Annotated in this window: 15 protein-coding genes; 5 read left to right on the top strand and 10 right to left on the bottom strand. The window is 69.4% G+C overall.

Translation table 11 applies throughout. The annotated features are described in order from the left end of the window. Positions 1–28: 28 nt before the first annotated feature. A complete protein-coding gene (locus AW272_RS42605; protein ID WP_157518850.1) occupies positions 29–190 on the bottom strand; it encodes a hypothetical protein in 162 nt (53 codons plus the stop codon). 259 nt (positions 191–449) lie between these two features. Between AW272_RS42605 and fxsT the strand changes: the two genes are divergently transcribed. After that, positions 450–2,921 carry an FxSxx-COOH system tetratricopeptide repeat protein gene (fxsT, locus tag AW272_RS28715; protein WP_218011108.1) on the top strand — a complete coding sequence of 824 codons (2,472 nt, stop codon included), beginning with the start codon at positions 450–452 and terminating at the stop codon, positions 2,919–2,921. On the opposite strand, the gene AW272_RS28710 is transcribed toward fxsT, so the two are convergent. The 6 genes from AW272_RS28710 to AW272_RS28685 form a co-directional block, all read right to left on the bottom strand. Beyond that, positions 2,918–4,240, bottom strand: coding sequence for an HEXXH motif domain-containing protein (locus tag AW272_RS28710; protein WP_066371618.1), 1,323 nt, complete (start codon positions 4,238–4,240; stop codon positions 2,918–2,920). The genes fxsT and AW272_RS28710 overlap by 4 nt on opposite strands. 13 nt (positions 4,241–4,253) lie before the next feature. Continuing rightward, positions 4,254–5,426 carry an FxsB family cyclophane-forming radical SAM/SPASM peptide maturase gene (locus AW272_RS28705; RefSeq protein ID WP_066371616.1) on the bottom strand — a complete coding sequence of 391 codons (1,173 nt, stop codon included), beginning with the start codon at positions 5,424–5,426 and terminating at the stop codon, positions 4,254–4,256. Positions 5,427–5,504: 78 nt separating this feature from the next. Beyond that, positions 5,505–6,041, bottom strand: a complete 537-nt coding sequence (locus AW272_RS28700) for a GNAT family N-acetyltransferase (RefSeq protein ID WP_066371614.1) — start codon at positions 6,039–6,041, stop codon at positions 5,505–5,507. Between the two features lie 10 nt (positions 6,042–6,051). Further along, the gene (locus AW272_RS28695) at positions 6,052–6,384 is read right to left on the bottom strand and encodes an STAS domain-containing protein (RefSeq protein WP_066371611.1); all 333 of its coding nucleotides are present in this window, start codon (positions 6,382–6,384) and stop codon (positions 6,052–6,054) included. Next, complete coding sequence (locus tag AW272_RS28690; RefSeq protein ID WP_066371610.1) at positions 6,384–7,394, bottom strand: cobalamin B12-binding domain-containing protein; 1,011 nt, start codon at positions 7,392–7,394, stop codon at positions 6,384–6,386. The genes AW272_RS28695 and AW272_RS28690 overlap by 1 nt, the downstream gene beginning before the upstream one ends. Continuing rightward, on the bottom strand, positions 7,391–8,920 hold the full coding sequence (locus AW272_RS28685; protein WP_083958765.1) for a SpoIIE family protein phosphatase: 1,530 nt from the start codon (positions 8,918–8,920) through the stop codon (positions 7,391–7,393). The genes AW272_RS28690 and AW272_RS28685 overlap by 4 nt, the downstream gene beginning before the upstream one ends. A gap of 104 nt (positions 8,921–9,024) precedes the next feature. Between AW272_RS28685 and AW272_RS28680 the strand changes: the two genes are divergently transcribed. Both AW272_RS28680 and AW272_RS28675 read left to right on the top strand, forming a co-directional pair. Beyond that, positions 9,025–9,423: an ATP-binding protein gene (locus tag AW272_RS28680; protein ID WP_066371607.1), complete on the top strand. Its 399-nt coding sequence runs from the start codon at positions 9,025–9,027 to the stop codon at positions 9,421–9,423. A 93-nt stretch (positions 9,424–9,516) separates the two neighbouring features. Continuing rightward, a complete protein-coding gene (locus AW272_RS28675; RefSeq protein ID WP_066371605.1) occupies positions 9,517–10,665 on the top strand; it encodes a hypothetical protein in 1,149 nt (382 codons plus the stop codon). On the opposite strand, the gene AW272_RS28670 is transcribed toward AW272_RS28675, so the two are convergent. From AW272_RS28670 to mca, 3 genes are read right to left on the bottom strand one after another with little or no spacing between them, the layout of a single operon-like run. Further along, the gene (locus AW272_RS28670) at positions 10,654–10,932 is read right to left on the bottom strand and encodes a GNAT family N-acetyltransferase (protein WP_066371604.1); all 279 of its coding nucleotides are present in this window, start codon (positions 10,930–10,932) and stop codon (positions 10,654–10,656) included. The genes AW272_RS28675 and AW272_RS28670 overlap by 12 nt on opposite strands. Beyond that, positions 10,925–11,095, bottom strand: coding sequence for a hypothetical protein (locus AW272_RS28665; RefSeq protein ID WP_245657767.1), 171 nt, complete (start codon positions 11,093–11,095; stop codon positions 10,925–10,927). Before AW272_RS28665 ends, AW272_RS28670 begins: the two co-directional genes overlap by 8 nt. A 10-nt stretch (positions 11,096–11,105) precedes the next feature. Continuing rightward, complete coding sequence (gene mca / locus AW272_RS28660; protein WP_066371601.1) at positions 11,106–11,996, bottom strand: mycothiol conjugate amidase Mca; 891 nt, start codon at positions 11,994–11,996, stop codon at positions 11,106–11,108. Between the two features lie 82 nt (positions 11,997–12,078). Between mca and AW272_RS28655 the strand changes: the two genes are divergently transcribed. After that, positions 12,079–12,492 carry a DUF4307 domain-containing protein gene (locus AW272_RS28655; RefSeq protein ID WP_066371598.1) on the top strand — a complete coding sequence of 138 codons (414 nt, stop codon included), beginning with the start codon at positions 12,079–12,081 and terminating at the stop codon, positions 12,490–12,492. A 79-nt stretch (positions 12,493–12,571) separates the two neighbouring features. Then, complete coding sequence (gene greA / locus AW272_RS28650; protein WP_066371596.1) at positions 12,572–13,072, top strand: transcription elongation factor GreA; 501 nt, start codon at positions 12,572–12,574, stop codon at positions 13,070–13,072. Positions 13,073–13,091 lie beyond the last annotated feature (19 nt).

Below are 13,091 nucleotides of genomic sequence, written 5' to 3'. Positions count from 1 at the left end.
AACCCCGTTCTGCCCAGGAAGGCCCCGGCTAGATGCTGGCCTGGAACCGGGCCAGCGGGGTGTCGATCTCCCACGCCTCGCGCAGGATCTGACCGGCTACCTCGGCCAGAATGTGGTGGTCCATGTTCGCGATATCGGCCAGCGTCTTGTCCCCGATATCCAGGAGCTTTGCCTCGCGGTCGGCGCCCATGCGCAGTCCTCCCCGGATCGTCTTCCTCTTTGATAGATGAGAAAGGTGCCGGAGTCCATACTTTTCTGACCGGTCCTGAGCCAGCCCTATTAACGGTCGTCCGAATCGAATCGGCCTCCCACCACCTCACACTTGGTGCGTTAGCATCACAGAGGTATCGCCTAATCACCCGGAGGCGTTTGTGGTCGATTCCGGTGCACCAGCCAAAGGCGCGGATACTTTCGCTGCTCCGGAGGTCTGGGGAAACGTCCCTCAGCGGTTGACCAACTTCACGGGTCGCACCGAGTTGCTCGACCAGCTGCGCAAACACCTCACCGAACAGAACGACGCGGTCGTTCTCCATGCCCTGCAGGGCACGGGTGGTGTCGGCAAGACCCAGCTCGCGATCGAATACATCTACCGGCACGCGCGCGACTACCAGGTGATCTGGTGGGTGCCGTGTGAGCAGCAGCCGCTGATGCGAAGCGCTCTGGCCGCCCTGGCGCCGCGCCTCGACATCACCGGCCTGCCCCCCGAGAAACTCGACGACGCGATCAACGCGGTCCGCGACGCGCTGCGCCGTGGCCGTCCCTTCGACCGCTGGCTCCTCGTCTTCGACAACGCCGACCAGCCGGAAGACCTCCGCGAGGTCATCCCGCACGGTAACGGCCACGTCCTGGTCACCTCGCGGAACAACCGCTGGGTGCAATACGCCAAGGCGCTCGAGGTCGATGTCTTCCTGCCCGAGGAGAGCCTCGACTTCCTCCGGCGCCGGGTGCCCGGCCTCTCGGCCGGCGAGGCGAATCTGCTGGCCGACGAGCTCGGCCACCTGCCGCTGGCGCTGGAGCAGGCGGGCGCGCTCATGTTCGAGACGGCCATGACCGTCGACACGTACATCAGCCGTCTCCGCGAGGAGGCGAGCAAGGTGCTCGCCCAGGGCACCGTGCTCGACTATCCCGTCCCGATGGCCGCCGCGTGGAGCATCTCGCTCGAACGGGTGCGCCGCCAGATGCCCTCGGCGATGGCGCTGCTCCACCGCATCGCCTACTTCGGCCCGGAGCCCATCTCGCTCGACCTGATCAACAAGGGCCGCCACGTGCTCGGTCCGTCGAATCTCCGCGACACGATCCGTGACCCCTACAAGATGTCCGACGTGGTCCGTGAGATCGGCCGATACGCGCTGGCCCGCCTCGACAACCTGCGCCGCACCCTCCAGATGCACCGCATCATCCAGACCCTCATCCGAGAGGATCTCGATGACGACGAGAAGAGCGCCGCGCGCCACGACGTCCACCTGCTCCTCGGCGGCGCCGACCCCGACCGTCCCGACGACCTCGAGGTATGGCCCATCTACGACGACCTGCTGGCCCACGTCGGCCCGTCGTCGATCATCGATTGCGATGACGGTGACGTGCGGCGGCTGGCCACCAACATGGGCCGCTTCCTCATGCAGAAGGGCGACTTCCAGGCCGCGCAGGAGTGGCTGGCCAGGGGCGCCGACGCGTGGGCCGCGAAGTTCCCCGACAACGACCTCCACCTGCTGATCATGCGACGGCTGCTCTCCAACCACCTGCTCAACGTCGGCAGGATCGACGAGGCCTTCGACCTCGGCAAGGACACGCTGGCCAAACTGCGGGCCGAACACGGTGAAGACCACGACGAGACGTTGCTGATGCTCAACGTGTTCGGCGGCATCCTGCGCGCCCAGGGCAAGTTCGCGGCCGCGCTGGATTCCGACACCGACTCGGTGCCGCGCCACCAGCGGGTCTTCACCAGCGAACACCCGAACACCTTCCGAGCCCGCAACAACCAGGCCATCGACCACGCTCTCGTCGCCGACTACGAAGAGGCGCTGCGCCTCGACCAGTCCAACTACGAAGACCGGCTCAACCACTACGGCAGCGACACCCACCCGCAGGTCCTCTACACCCGTAACGCCATCGCCCGCGACCTGCGTCTGCTCGGCCGCTACCACCAGGCCCGGCAGGAGGGCGAGCGCACCTATCTCGCCTACCAGGACCTGGTGATCCAGCAGAAGCGGCTCATCGCGAACCACACCGACGTGCTGCTCCAGGCGCGTGAGCTGTCGGTGGCCCGGCGCAAGGCCGGTGCGTTTGACGAGGCCTACGAGCTGGCCCGTGACGTGTTCCACCGCCACCGCGACACCTACGGCCGCGAACACCCCGGCACCCTCGCCGCGGGCGTCACGCTGGCCAACGGCCTGCGACTGATCGGCAACCACGTCCAGTCGGCCTCGTTCTCCCGTGACACGGCCTCGCTCTACCGGGCCACTCGCGGCGAGGACTATCCGTTCACCTACGGATGCGCCCTGAACACCGCCATCGCGTTGCGCCTGACCGGAGAGCCGGGTCAGGCGAAGAGCCTTCTCGAGGTCGCGCAGGCCGGCTTGAGCGAGACCCTGGGCGAAGATCACCACTACACCCTGACCTGCGCGACCAACCTGGCCAGCACGGCGGCCGAGCTCGGTGAGCACAAGGTGGCCAGGCGGATCGGTGAGGAGATCCTGGAGCGCTTCCGCGAGGTGCTCGGCCCCGACCACCCCCACACGCTGGCCTGTGCGGCCAACCTCGGCGCCGACATGATCTCCACGGGTGACGTCGCCAAGGGCCAGGCCCTGCGCGCCGACGTCGTCGAGCGGTTCGGCGCCACCCTCGGCGCCGACTACCACGACGTACAGGCGATGGAGGAAGGCCGCCGGATCGACTTCGACTTCGAGCCGCCCGTCGTCTAACTCCGGTCGTACCTCTTCTTGTGGTCGTGGGCCGCTTCCCGGGCCCTCTTGGCCGCCGTGTACGGCACCTCGTCGTCACGCCACCCCGCCAGCGTGCTGGCCATGCCCTCGACGAACGCGTCTCCCGCCTCGGTCAGCATCCCGCACATCCGCAGCGTGTCGATCACCTGGTCGGTCAGCTGCCGCCACCGGGCGTACTCCGCGTGCGCGCGGAGCGCGTCCTCGCCCTGGTCGAGAAACCGCTGCACCCGCCAGAAGGCCGCCACCGCCAAGTGGGCGTAGGCGCCCTGCAGCAGCGCCACCAGCGGGCGCGGGTCCTCGCGCCACGGGGCGTACCAGAGAGGGCGGTCGCCCTCCTTGACCGGCTTGGTGAGCTGGACCAGGTCGAGCAGCGCCCACAGCTTGGCGTGCTGGATCTCGTGGGACATCAGCGAGGCGAGCATCCGGCCGTCGGGCGGCAGCGAGACGGCGAAGGCGCCGAACGAGTTACGACTGGTCGCGCTGGTGGGGCGGCCGTAGGGCCGGGCCATCGGGACGAAGGTCGTGATGCCGCTGACCACCTCGTCGGCGTACCAGGGGTGGTGGTCCTTGAGCAGGACCCAGGCGTCGGCGAAGGCCCGCTGCCACTGCTTGAGCGCGGCCGGGCGCTGGCGGCCGGCGGGCCAGTCCTCCGGGAGGCGGAACGGGTCGACGTCGTCGATCCAGACCTCGAAACGGGTGTCCTGATAGACGGTGGCCAGCCGCCGGAGCGGCAGCCAGCCCTCTGCGAACCGCTCCGGTTCTCTCGGCACGTACGTGGTCATCCCGCCCAGCCGCAGTTCCGCGCCGTCGGCGTGGACACGTACCGGAACCCTCTCCACCGCGTGCCGGGAGGCGCCGAACATCCGGGCCACCCCGAGCGAGGGCAGCGCCATCCGGCCGCCGGGCACGGCCACGTCGAGTTCCACCGGCACCCCCGCCCGGACCGCCGCCGCCACCGCCATCCCCGGCAGGTACGCGAACGCCACCGGCCCCCCGGACTTGTTCGGCAGCACCTTCGACAGCATCCGCATGGCCCAGGTGCCGACCGAGGGCCAGCGCAGCACCGTCTCGACCGCGTCGGGGTGGTCGTGCTGCAGCCCGGCCAGCAGGTCCCACGCCTCGGCGAGTTCCCCGGCCCGCTCGTGGCCGATGCGCCCGGCGGCCGTCACGACCATGCGGATGAGCAGCAGGTTCTTGCTGTGCTGGGTGTCAGCGAGGAAACGCATGGCTCGCTGGCCGCCCGCGCCGGTGGCGAGTTCCGTGAAGACGTCACCGGGAAGGGTGTATCGGCGGGTCAACGTCCTGGCCCCCTCAGGAGATGTCGCGCGTGAGCCGCGCCTGAACGTGGCTGATGAGCCGATAGAGGTCGGTGCAGTACACCGACGGGTTGAGGTGACCGGTCCCCTGCCGGTACCGATGGGCGTAGAGGCCGCCGCCGCACGTCTCGGCGAAGCGGCAGGCGCGGCAGTCGTCCGACAGCCCGGCGAGGCCGAGCTGGCGGGCGGCCACGCCCGGATGGTGCAGCACACGGTCGAAGGGGTGGTCGGCGATCCGCAGGCCCGTCGTCGCCGCCCCGGGCGCGACGACCTTGAGGAAGTCCGACTGTTCGATGGTCCCGTCGGTCTCGACGACGACCAGCGTCGAAGGGGTCAGTCCGACGCTTTCGAAGCCCGACCTCCCGCCCAGCAGTAACCCGATGATCTCCTGAAATATCCGGATCCATGTCGCGGGTCGCCCCGGCTGGTACCAGTGGTCGAACAAGGTGATCAGCCAGTCGGCGTACGCCCCGATCCCCGGCGGCGGTTCCGCCCAGGTCCCGTGGGGGAGCAGCATGTCGATCCGGGGCGGCCGGAAGACCGCCAGCGCCTCATAGGTCTCCACCGGGTCGTTGGCCAGGTCGATGGTGCACAGGATCCCGCCGTAGATCGGCCGGAACTCCTCCCGTCCGAGCAGGTCGAGGGCGCGGGCCACCGACGCATAGGAACCGCGACCGCCCAGGGTCAGGCGGTGGCGGTCGTTGGCCTCCTCGCCCCCGTCCAGGCTCACCCCGATGCGGATCCCGAGTTCGAGGAAGGTCTGGAGAAAGGACTCGGTGAGCAGGACCCCGTTCGTCTGGACGCTGAACGACACCGCCACTTCGGGGGCGCACGCGGCACGTACGGAATGAACGAGGGCGGTCAGCCGGTCGAGCCCGGCAAGCAGCGGTTCACCGCCGTGCAGGATCACCTCGACAGAGGGGAGCGCGTGCGCCCGCGCGTGTTCGGCGATCCGGAACGCCGCCGCGGCGACCACTTCGGGTGACATCACCCGGGGCTGGCTCTCCCAGCTCTGGTCCGCGAGTGTGTAGACATAGCAGTACGTACACGCGAGATTGCATCTGCTGTGTACTTTCAGGATGAATTGCCGGAACGCTTCAGGTCGCCACCCGCCGGCGAGGAGCGCTCCGACGTCGAGCGTGGCCGGCCATTCTGCCTCGGTGCTCACGCTGGGACACTCCCGGACCAGCCTGGCATTCGCTACGACATTGGTAGTTAACCACGAAAAACGTTCGCGCTTATTTCTTTACTGACCATAATTCCTAATTGGGGGCGCATGGCGCTCCATCAGATATTCGTCCCGCCAGGCCCCATCCAGGAAGACGTGGCGGCGGGCGATCCCGATCGTCGAGAAGCCGTTCTTCTCCAGCACCCGCTTCGACCGGGGATTGTCCACCCGCACCGACGCCTCGATCCGGTGTAAGCCCAGTTCGCAGAACGCCACGTCGAGCACGATCCCCAGCGCTCTGGTCGCGACGCCGCGGCCGCCGTCCTTCTCCGCCACCCAGTAACCCACCCTCGCCGACTGCAGCGCGCCCCGGAGAATGGTGTTGAGCGTGATGAAGCCACACGGGCGGTCGCCCAGGTAGATCATGGCGGGCCAGCGGTCGCCGGCGCGCATCGCCGTGACCATCGTGCGGATGTTGTCGCGCTGGCCGCCGGCGGTGAAGAAGGCGTCGGCGCGGACCGGCTCGTAGGGCTGCAGGAAATCGCGGTTCTCCTGGTAGACGGCGGCCAGGTCGGTCGCCATGGTCAGCCCTATCGGCCGTATTTCCAGGTCCATTCAGCGAATGCTACGTAGCCGACGTCGGCAGGTTGAAGACCAGATCGAGTGCGGTGACCTCGAACAGATGGGCTATGTACGGCGTCATCCCCACGAACCGCATCTCCGCCGGATGTTCCTCCGCCGCGTGATAAAGGTGAATCAGCGTCGCCAGCCCCGACGAGTCGATGAAGCTCACCCCCGTCAGGTCGATCTCCAGCGTCCTCAGGTCGCTGTTCATCAACGTGGGTGACAGGGTCGCCAGGTCGCCCGACGTCGTGTAGTCGAAGTCGCCCGACAACGTGAGCCGGGTGGTCCCGGGCTCGGGGTTCTCGATCTCAACCAGGAAAGGCGCGGTGTCCATCAGGCTCCATCTGCGGCGAGCGTGCCCCGGGCCAGCAGGTGGCGGGCGCGCGGGAAATCGTGGAGTTCGTCGTGGAGGAGGCGCAGGGCCAGCGCCACCGATCTCGCGGGCACGCCGCGGGCGCGCAGGAGGTCGCAGGTCCACTGGACGAAGTCGGTGAACAGTCTCGTGTCGTCGATGTAGAGGGCGGCGGCCAGGAAGTCGGCGATGTGGCCGAGGTCGTCGGCGGTGTGGTCGACCTGGGCCTGGGTGTAGTCGGTCATCGGCGGGTAGCGGCGCGGGAGTTCGGCCATCACGCCGGCCAGGATCTCGCCGCGGCGCTTGACGAAGAGGGTGTACTCCTCGTCTGCCAGGTGGGACAGCGTCTCGCCGGCGGGGGTGGGGAACGACGGGAGCCTGCCCTCGTCGAGCAGGTCGGCGGCGGCGTCTGCCGTGGGGGCCCAGCCGTCGGCGCCGAGCTTGACGGCGAAGCGGCCGTCGGCGCCGAAGCCCGCGCCGCCGGCCAGGACCGGGATGCCGACGGCCTGGCAGGCCGTCAGGGTCGCGTGGGCGCGGGGCAGGCGGGTGGCCAGGGCGCAGCCGATCGCGACCGCGTCGGGGCCGGTCTGGTGCAGGTGGGTGATCAGATGAGGGCCCGGCACGTTGGCGCCGAGGAAGTCGACGTGCCAGCCGCGCAGCCGCAGGACCTCGGCCAGCAGGCGGGTCGGCAGGGCGTGATATTCGCCGTCGGTGCAGGCCACGGTGATGCGGCTTCTGGTCGGGCGGGGTCGGACGGTGGTGGCGATGGCGGCCACGGCGCGTTCGCTGATCGCGGTGGCGCCGTGCTCGCGGGCCACCGACCACGAGCCGGCCGCCCACAGTTCGCCGACCCGGCGCTGCGCGGGGGCGATCACGTCGAGGAGCAGCGACTCGGCCGGCATGCCGCCGTCGAGCAGGCCGAGCACCAGGTCGATGGCGCCGAACTCGTCGGCCGAGCCGAGCCGCTCCAGGTAGTCGTCGACCGCGGTCATCGCGACCGCCGGATGGCCAGCAGGGCCCGGTCGTCGAAGACCCCTCCGGCCAGCCAGTCGCTGTTGAGCTGCTCCAGCCGTTCGACGACCGCGGTCGCGGGCAGGCCGGCGCAGGTGGCGAGGGCGGTCTTGAGGCGGGTGGCGCCGTACATCTCGCGGCCGGTGGGGCCGCCGAAGGCCTCGGTGATGCCGTCGCTGTAGAGGAGCAGCAGGTCGCCGGAGTCCAGGTCGATCGTGGCGATGCGCAGGGTGAGCACGCCCGACTTGATCGCGCCGAGCAGGGAGCCGCGCGCGTCGACCTCTTCCACCACGCCGTCGGCGCGCAGCAGCAGCGGGGCCGGGTGGCCCGCGACCGCGATGTCGATCGCGCCCCCCTTGACCGCCGCCAGCACCAGCGTCACGTGGGAACCCGGCGTCGGGGAGCTCAGCAGCGCCCTGTTGAGCAGGCGCATGAGCTGTTCGGGGTCGCGTTCGAGCAGCAGCAGGGCGCGCAGGCTGTGGCGGACCTGACCGGCCAGCACGGCCGCGCGCGGGCCCTTGCCGCACACGTCGCCGAGGGTCACCAGCGGGCCGTCGGGGGTGGGCAGCACGTCGTAGAAGTCGCCGCCGATCAGGGCGGTCTGCTGGGCGGCGCGCAGCGAACCGGCCAGCTCCAGGCCCTCGATCACCGGCAGCGCCGGCGGCAGCAGGTCGCCCGCCAGGATCGCGTTGGTGGCGCTCTGCTCCTGGTAGAGCACCGCCGCCGAGATCGCGGCGCCGGCGCGGGCGGCGAACACCCGGACCAGGGTCTCGGTGTCCTCGTCGTAGCTCGGGCCGCCCTCGCGGCGGGCCAGCACCAGCGCCCCGGCGGGCACGCCGTTGCCGGGCAGCGGGGTCACCAGGAGGTGGCCGACCGGGCCGAAGCCGGCGGGTAGCAGCCAGTCGGGCGCCTGCTGGGGGTCGAGCCAGCGGCTGGGCACCGGCGGGAACCCGGCCAGCGCCTCGGCCAGGCCCGGCACCTGGTCGGCCGCGGTGACCGGGATCTCACCCTCTTCCAGCCCGGCGGCGGAAGTTCGAAGCCATGCGGTACGGCGCATGCCCTGCGGCGGCAGCACGACCATCGCCGCGTCGGCCAGCGGACCGGCCGCGAGTTCGGTGGCGGCGCGGGCGCAGCGCCGCGTGTTGAGCGAGGCCGACAGCCGCCGCCCGGCCTCGACGAGGAACCGGGCGCGCTCGCGCTCGGCCCGCAGCGCGTCGGCGCGGGCCGCCTCGGCCGTGACGTCACGGAGATACCAGGCCTGGTGGACGATCCCGAAGATCTCCCGGCGGACCCGCAGCAGCCGGTCGCCGGCCGCCGTCTCATAGGTCTCCCCGGGCTCGCGGCGCAGGTCGAGAAGGCTGGCCACATCGCCCGGCACCATCTCGCGGGCGGCGGCGTTGACCAGCACGATCGCCCCGTCGGCATCGCACAGCACGACGCCGTCGGAGGCCGCATCGACGATCGCCCGCAGCACTTCTGTGGAGGGGGCATGCGTTACAGCGTCCATCACGGTTCACGATAGTGCCCGGAAAGATGGCAATCATGCGGCTTACGAATTGACCGGCGAGTGCCGGGTAGTTAGCGTGCGACGAGCTATCACAGGGGGACGGAGTGAACACCGACCAGCATCTCCGGTGGGCGATCACCACCGACCTGATCGAGCTGCGCGGCAGGGTCGCCACTCTGGCCACCGAGGCGGGGCTGGGCGGCCACCGTCTCAACGACCTGGTCACGGTGGTCAACGAGGCCGTGATCAACGTGCTCGAACACGGCGGAGGCGAAGGCGTCGTCGAGATCTGGTACGACAGCGAGGGTCTCACCGTCGAGGTCACCGACTCGGCGGGCACCCTCCAGCCACAGGACATCCACCGAAGCCGCCCCTCGGCGACCACGCCGCGCGGGTTCGGCCTGTGGCTGATGGGTCAGCTGTGCGACGAGTTCAGCATCTCCCAGATGGTCGGCCGATCCCGCATCCGATTGCGTATGAGCCTTGCCCAAGCGCCCCGCTAGCCGCGTCAGACCGGCGGGCGTAGGCTCACGACACGTGAGCGAGCGAGACGTCAGGCACAGAAGTCGGAAGCACCTGCCGACGGAGGAGAACGCGTGAGCGTCGATCTGGACTTCGCGGCTCGCCACGCGGGCCGGCCCGCCCAAGCCCTGAGCCGCCGTGACGTGGCCCGCGCGCTGCTGGCCGTCCAGTCGGGGCAGGCCCTGGTGTCGCTGCCCGAGCTGCGCCGCGATCTGATGGCGGCCGGGAACCCGCTGACGGTGGTGTTCTGGGAGTCGGCCAAGTCGACCCTGACCCGCATCGAGTCGGGCGTGGCCACCGTCGGCGACGTGCAGCGCTGGCTGGAGTCGACCGGCACCGAGCCGATCCTGCTGACCCGCAGCTACTTCGTCTGGCCCGACGAGAGCGAGCGCGGCCCGGTGGCCACCGAGATGTACGAACGCCTCGTGGCCCACCTCGAAGAGCTCGTCACGGCCGGGGTCATCGATCCCGACGCCCTCGCCCAGGGGGATGTGACCTCCCGGCAGGCCTACGAGGAACTGCAGGAGCGCTGGCTGACCACGGGACTGCCCGACGGGCGGGTGCCGGGAGTGTCGGTGAGCGAGGAGCAGGACGCCGAGCTCTACGCCGCCTGGGACGAAGAAGAGGCCTACGCGCTCCAGGAGCTCAGAAGGGCCCTCGACGACCTGCCCGAGCCGCCCTTCCCAGCGGCCGACCTGAAGGCGGCGACCGAACGGCTGCGGCGTTCGCTGGTGTCGCCCGGGTTCCCCGGCAACGTGCTGCGCGCCTGCGCCGGCATCGACGAGGCCCTGCTGCCCGACACCGACGAAGATCTGTGGCTCACGGTGGCGGCGGGCCTCGCGGCGCCGATATCCGATCTGCCCGACGAGGCCGACGCGGCCCGCTTCTTCGACCTCGACGGCGAGCTCAGCCACGAGGACTCGGTGCTGGCGTCGCTGTGCGCGATCCACCACGCCGACTGGCTGGCCGCGATCGTCGCGCTGACCCGCTACGGCCCGGGGGTGCTGGCCTCGCCCGAGCGGATCGCCCGGTTCATCGCCGACTCAGAAGACCTGGTGAGCGAGCCCGACGACCCCGAGGAGCTGGAGGCGACCGAGATGCTCTTCACCTCGGTCACCCCGCTCTGGGCCCATCTCGGCATCGTCGACAAGGCCGAGGTGCTCACCCCTCTGGGCTGGTGGGGGCTGCCCAAGGCGCTGGAAAGAGCCTGGTCAGGCGACTAGATCGGCATATTCGGGGTGGCGGTCGATGTAGCCCTTGATGAACGGGCACATCGGCACCACCTCAAGGCCTCGCTCGCGGGCCGAGTCGAGCACCGCCCGCGCGAGCTTCGAGCCGAGGCCCTTGCCCTCGAAGGCCGGATCGATCTCGGTGTGCACGAACACGATCCGGCCGGGACGCGGCAGACGATATTTCACGAAGCCCGCGACGGCGCCGTCGACGCTGATCTCGAAGCGCCCTGATTCGGCGTTGTCGGCGACGTCAGTCACTTTTGGGATTCCCCTCGTGGGGCACCTCGATCTTCGCGATCTGCCGGTTCATCGACTTGATCAGGAAGAACAGGGCCACACCGATGGCGGCGACGACCAGGAAGCCGAGCAGGCCGGGCCCGATTGCCGTCGGGTCGGTGGCGGGAGTGGCGATCGAAATCACGGTATGCAGTCTACGAGCAGGGGGCGGCGCCGGTTCCGGCGGGGACCTGGATGCCCGCGAACAGGTCGTCCTCCGGCAGGGTGACGTCGACCAGGGAACGGCTCAGGTGGTAGTCCTCCGTCGGCCAGATCTCCTGCTGGATCTCGCGCGGGCAGGCGAACCAGAAGCCGTCGGGGTCGACCTGGGTGGCGTGGGCCATCAGGGCCCTGTCACGGGTCTCGAACCAGTCGGCGCAGGGGATGCGGGTGGTCGTCTCCCACTTCTGCGGGCGGTCCTCCCAGCGGGCGATCCAGTCGGCGTAGGGGGAGCCGAGGCCGCGGCTGTTCATGGCCTCGTGGAGCGCCTCGAAGCGGGCCTTGGTGAAGCCCCCGTGGAAGTACATCTTGAGCGGCTGCCAGGGCTCGCCCGTGCCCGGATAGCGGTCGGGGTCGCCGGCCGCCTCGAAGGCCTCCACCGACACCCGGTTGGTCTTGATGTGGTCGGGGTGGGGGTAACCGCCGTCGTCGTCGTAGGTGAGGATCACGTGGGGGCGGAACTCGCGCACGGCCGCCACGAGGGGCGCCGAGGCGACCTCGATCGGCTGCAGGGCGAAGCAGCCCTCGGGCAGGGGCTCGTTCTCGTCTTCGGGCAGGCCCGAGTCGACGAAGCCGAGGAACCGCTGGTCCACGCCGAGGATCTCCCTCGCGCGCTCCATCTCCAGGCGGCGGACCTCGCCCATGTTCTCCAGGATGTCTGGACGGTCCATCTTGGGGTTCAGGATCGAACCACGTTCCCCGCCGGTGCAGGTCACGACGAGGACTTCGACGCCCTCGGCGGCGTATCGGGCCATCGTGGCCGCACCCTTGCTCGACTCGTCGTCGGGGTGCGCGTGCACGGCCATCAGCCTGAGCGCGTTCGTCACGGCTCTCCTTGTCACGTGGATCCAATAGCGTTGAAGAGAATTGTCTCGGACAACGCCGGGGAAGCGCAGGGAGATTCCTTTCATGTCGTCACCAGCTCCTCGACCCATCCTGGGCACCCCCGACGAGTTCCCGCCCAAGCCGCCCCTGGGCAAAAGCCGGTTCCTCGTGTACGTGATCATGGCCGTCGTCGTGGCGATCGTGGCCGGCGGGTGGGGTTATGTGATCCTGTCGGCCCGGGGTAACCCCGATGTGCGGGCGACCGTCGTAACCTTCGACACCAGCCGCCCCGACACCGCCGAGGTCACCTTCGTGGTGAACAAGCCCGGCGACCGCGCGGCGACGTGCCGCCTGCGGGCCGTCGACGTCCACCACGTCGAGGTCGGGACCCGGGAGATCACCATTCCCCCGGGCAGTGGTGACGTCGCCCTCACCGAACAGGTGAGGATCAGCGCGCAAGCCACAAGCGTAGACGTTCAGGGCTGCTCCCTCGTATAGACTGGAATCTTTGGGGAAGCGTTCGAAGGCGTTAACTTGTTAGCCCTTCGATTCACCTAGGGAAGCAAGGAGAACCCGCGTGGCCGTCTCCCACAACGAAAACGTCACCTGGCTGACGCAGGAGGCGTACGACCGCCTCAAAGAGGAGCACGACCGCCTTTCTGGCCCGGGTCGGATCGAGATCGCGAAGAAGATCGAGGCCGCCCGCGAAGAGGGCGACCTGAAGGAGAACGGCGGCTACCACGCCGCCAAAGACGAGCAGGGCAAGATGGAGGCCAGGATCTTCCACCTCCATTCGATCCTCGACTCCGCGAGAGTGGGCGAGGCGCCCCGCACCGAAGGCGTGGTCGGCCCCGGCATGACCGTGACCATCCGGTTCGAGGGTGACGACGAAGAGGTCACCTTCCTGCTCGCCTCGCGCGAGGAGAGCGGTTCGCCGATCGACGTCTACTCGCCGAAGTCGCCGCTGGGGGCTGCGATCAACGGCAAGAAGATCGGGGAGAAGGCGAAGTACTCGATGCCCAACGGCCGCTCGATCACCGTCGAGGTGCTGGAGGCCGTTCCCTACATCGGGAGCTAGACCGACCCACGGATATTCG

The organism is Herbidospora mongoliensis (assembly GCF_001570545.1).
GTDB lineage: Bacteria > Actinomycetota > Actinomycetes > Streptosporangiales > Streptosporangiaceae > Herbidospora > Herbidospora mongoliensis.
The sequence above is the reverse complement of the archived record's forward strand: the minus strand, read 5'-3'. Positions and strand labels throughout refer to the sequence as shown.

Excerpts from the sequence above, each read along its gene's own strand:
- AW272_RS42605 (WP_157518850.1), bottom strand. The coding sequence starts at position 190 with ATGGGCGCCGACCGCGAGGCAAAGCTCCTGGATATCGGGGACAAGACG.
- AW272_RS28700 (WP_066371614.1), bottom strand. The coding sequence starts at position 6,041 with ATGGACCTGGAAATACGGCCGATAGGGCTGACCATGGCGACCGACCTG.
- AW272_RS28695 (WP_066371611.1), bottom strand. The coding sequence starts at position 6,384 with ATGGACACCGCGCCTTTCCTGGTTGAGATCGAGAACCCCGAGCCCGGG.
- AW272_RS28690 (WP_066371610.1), bottom strand. The coding sequence starts at position 7,394 with ATGACCGCGGTCGACGACTACCTGGAGCGGCTCGGCTCGGCCGACGAG.
- AW272_RS28685 (WP_083958765.1), bottom strand. The coding sequence starts at position 8,920 with ATGGACGCTGTAACGCATGCCCCCTCCACAGAAGTGCTGCGGGCGATC.
- AW272_RS28655 (WP_066371598.1), top strand. The coding sequence starts at position 12,079 with ATGTCGTCACCAGCTCCTCGACCCATCCTGGGCACCCCCGACGAGTTC.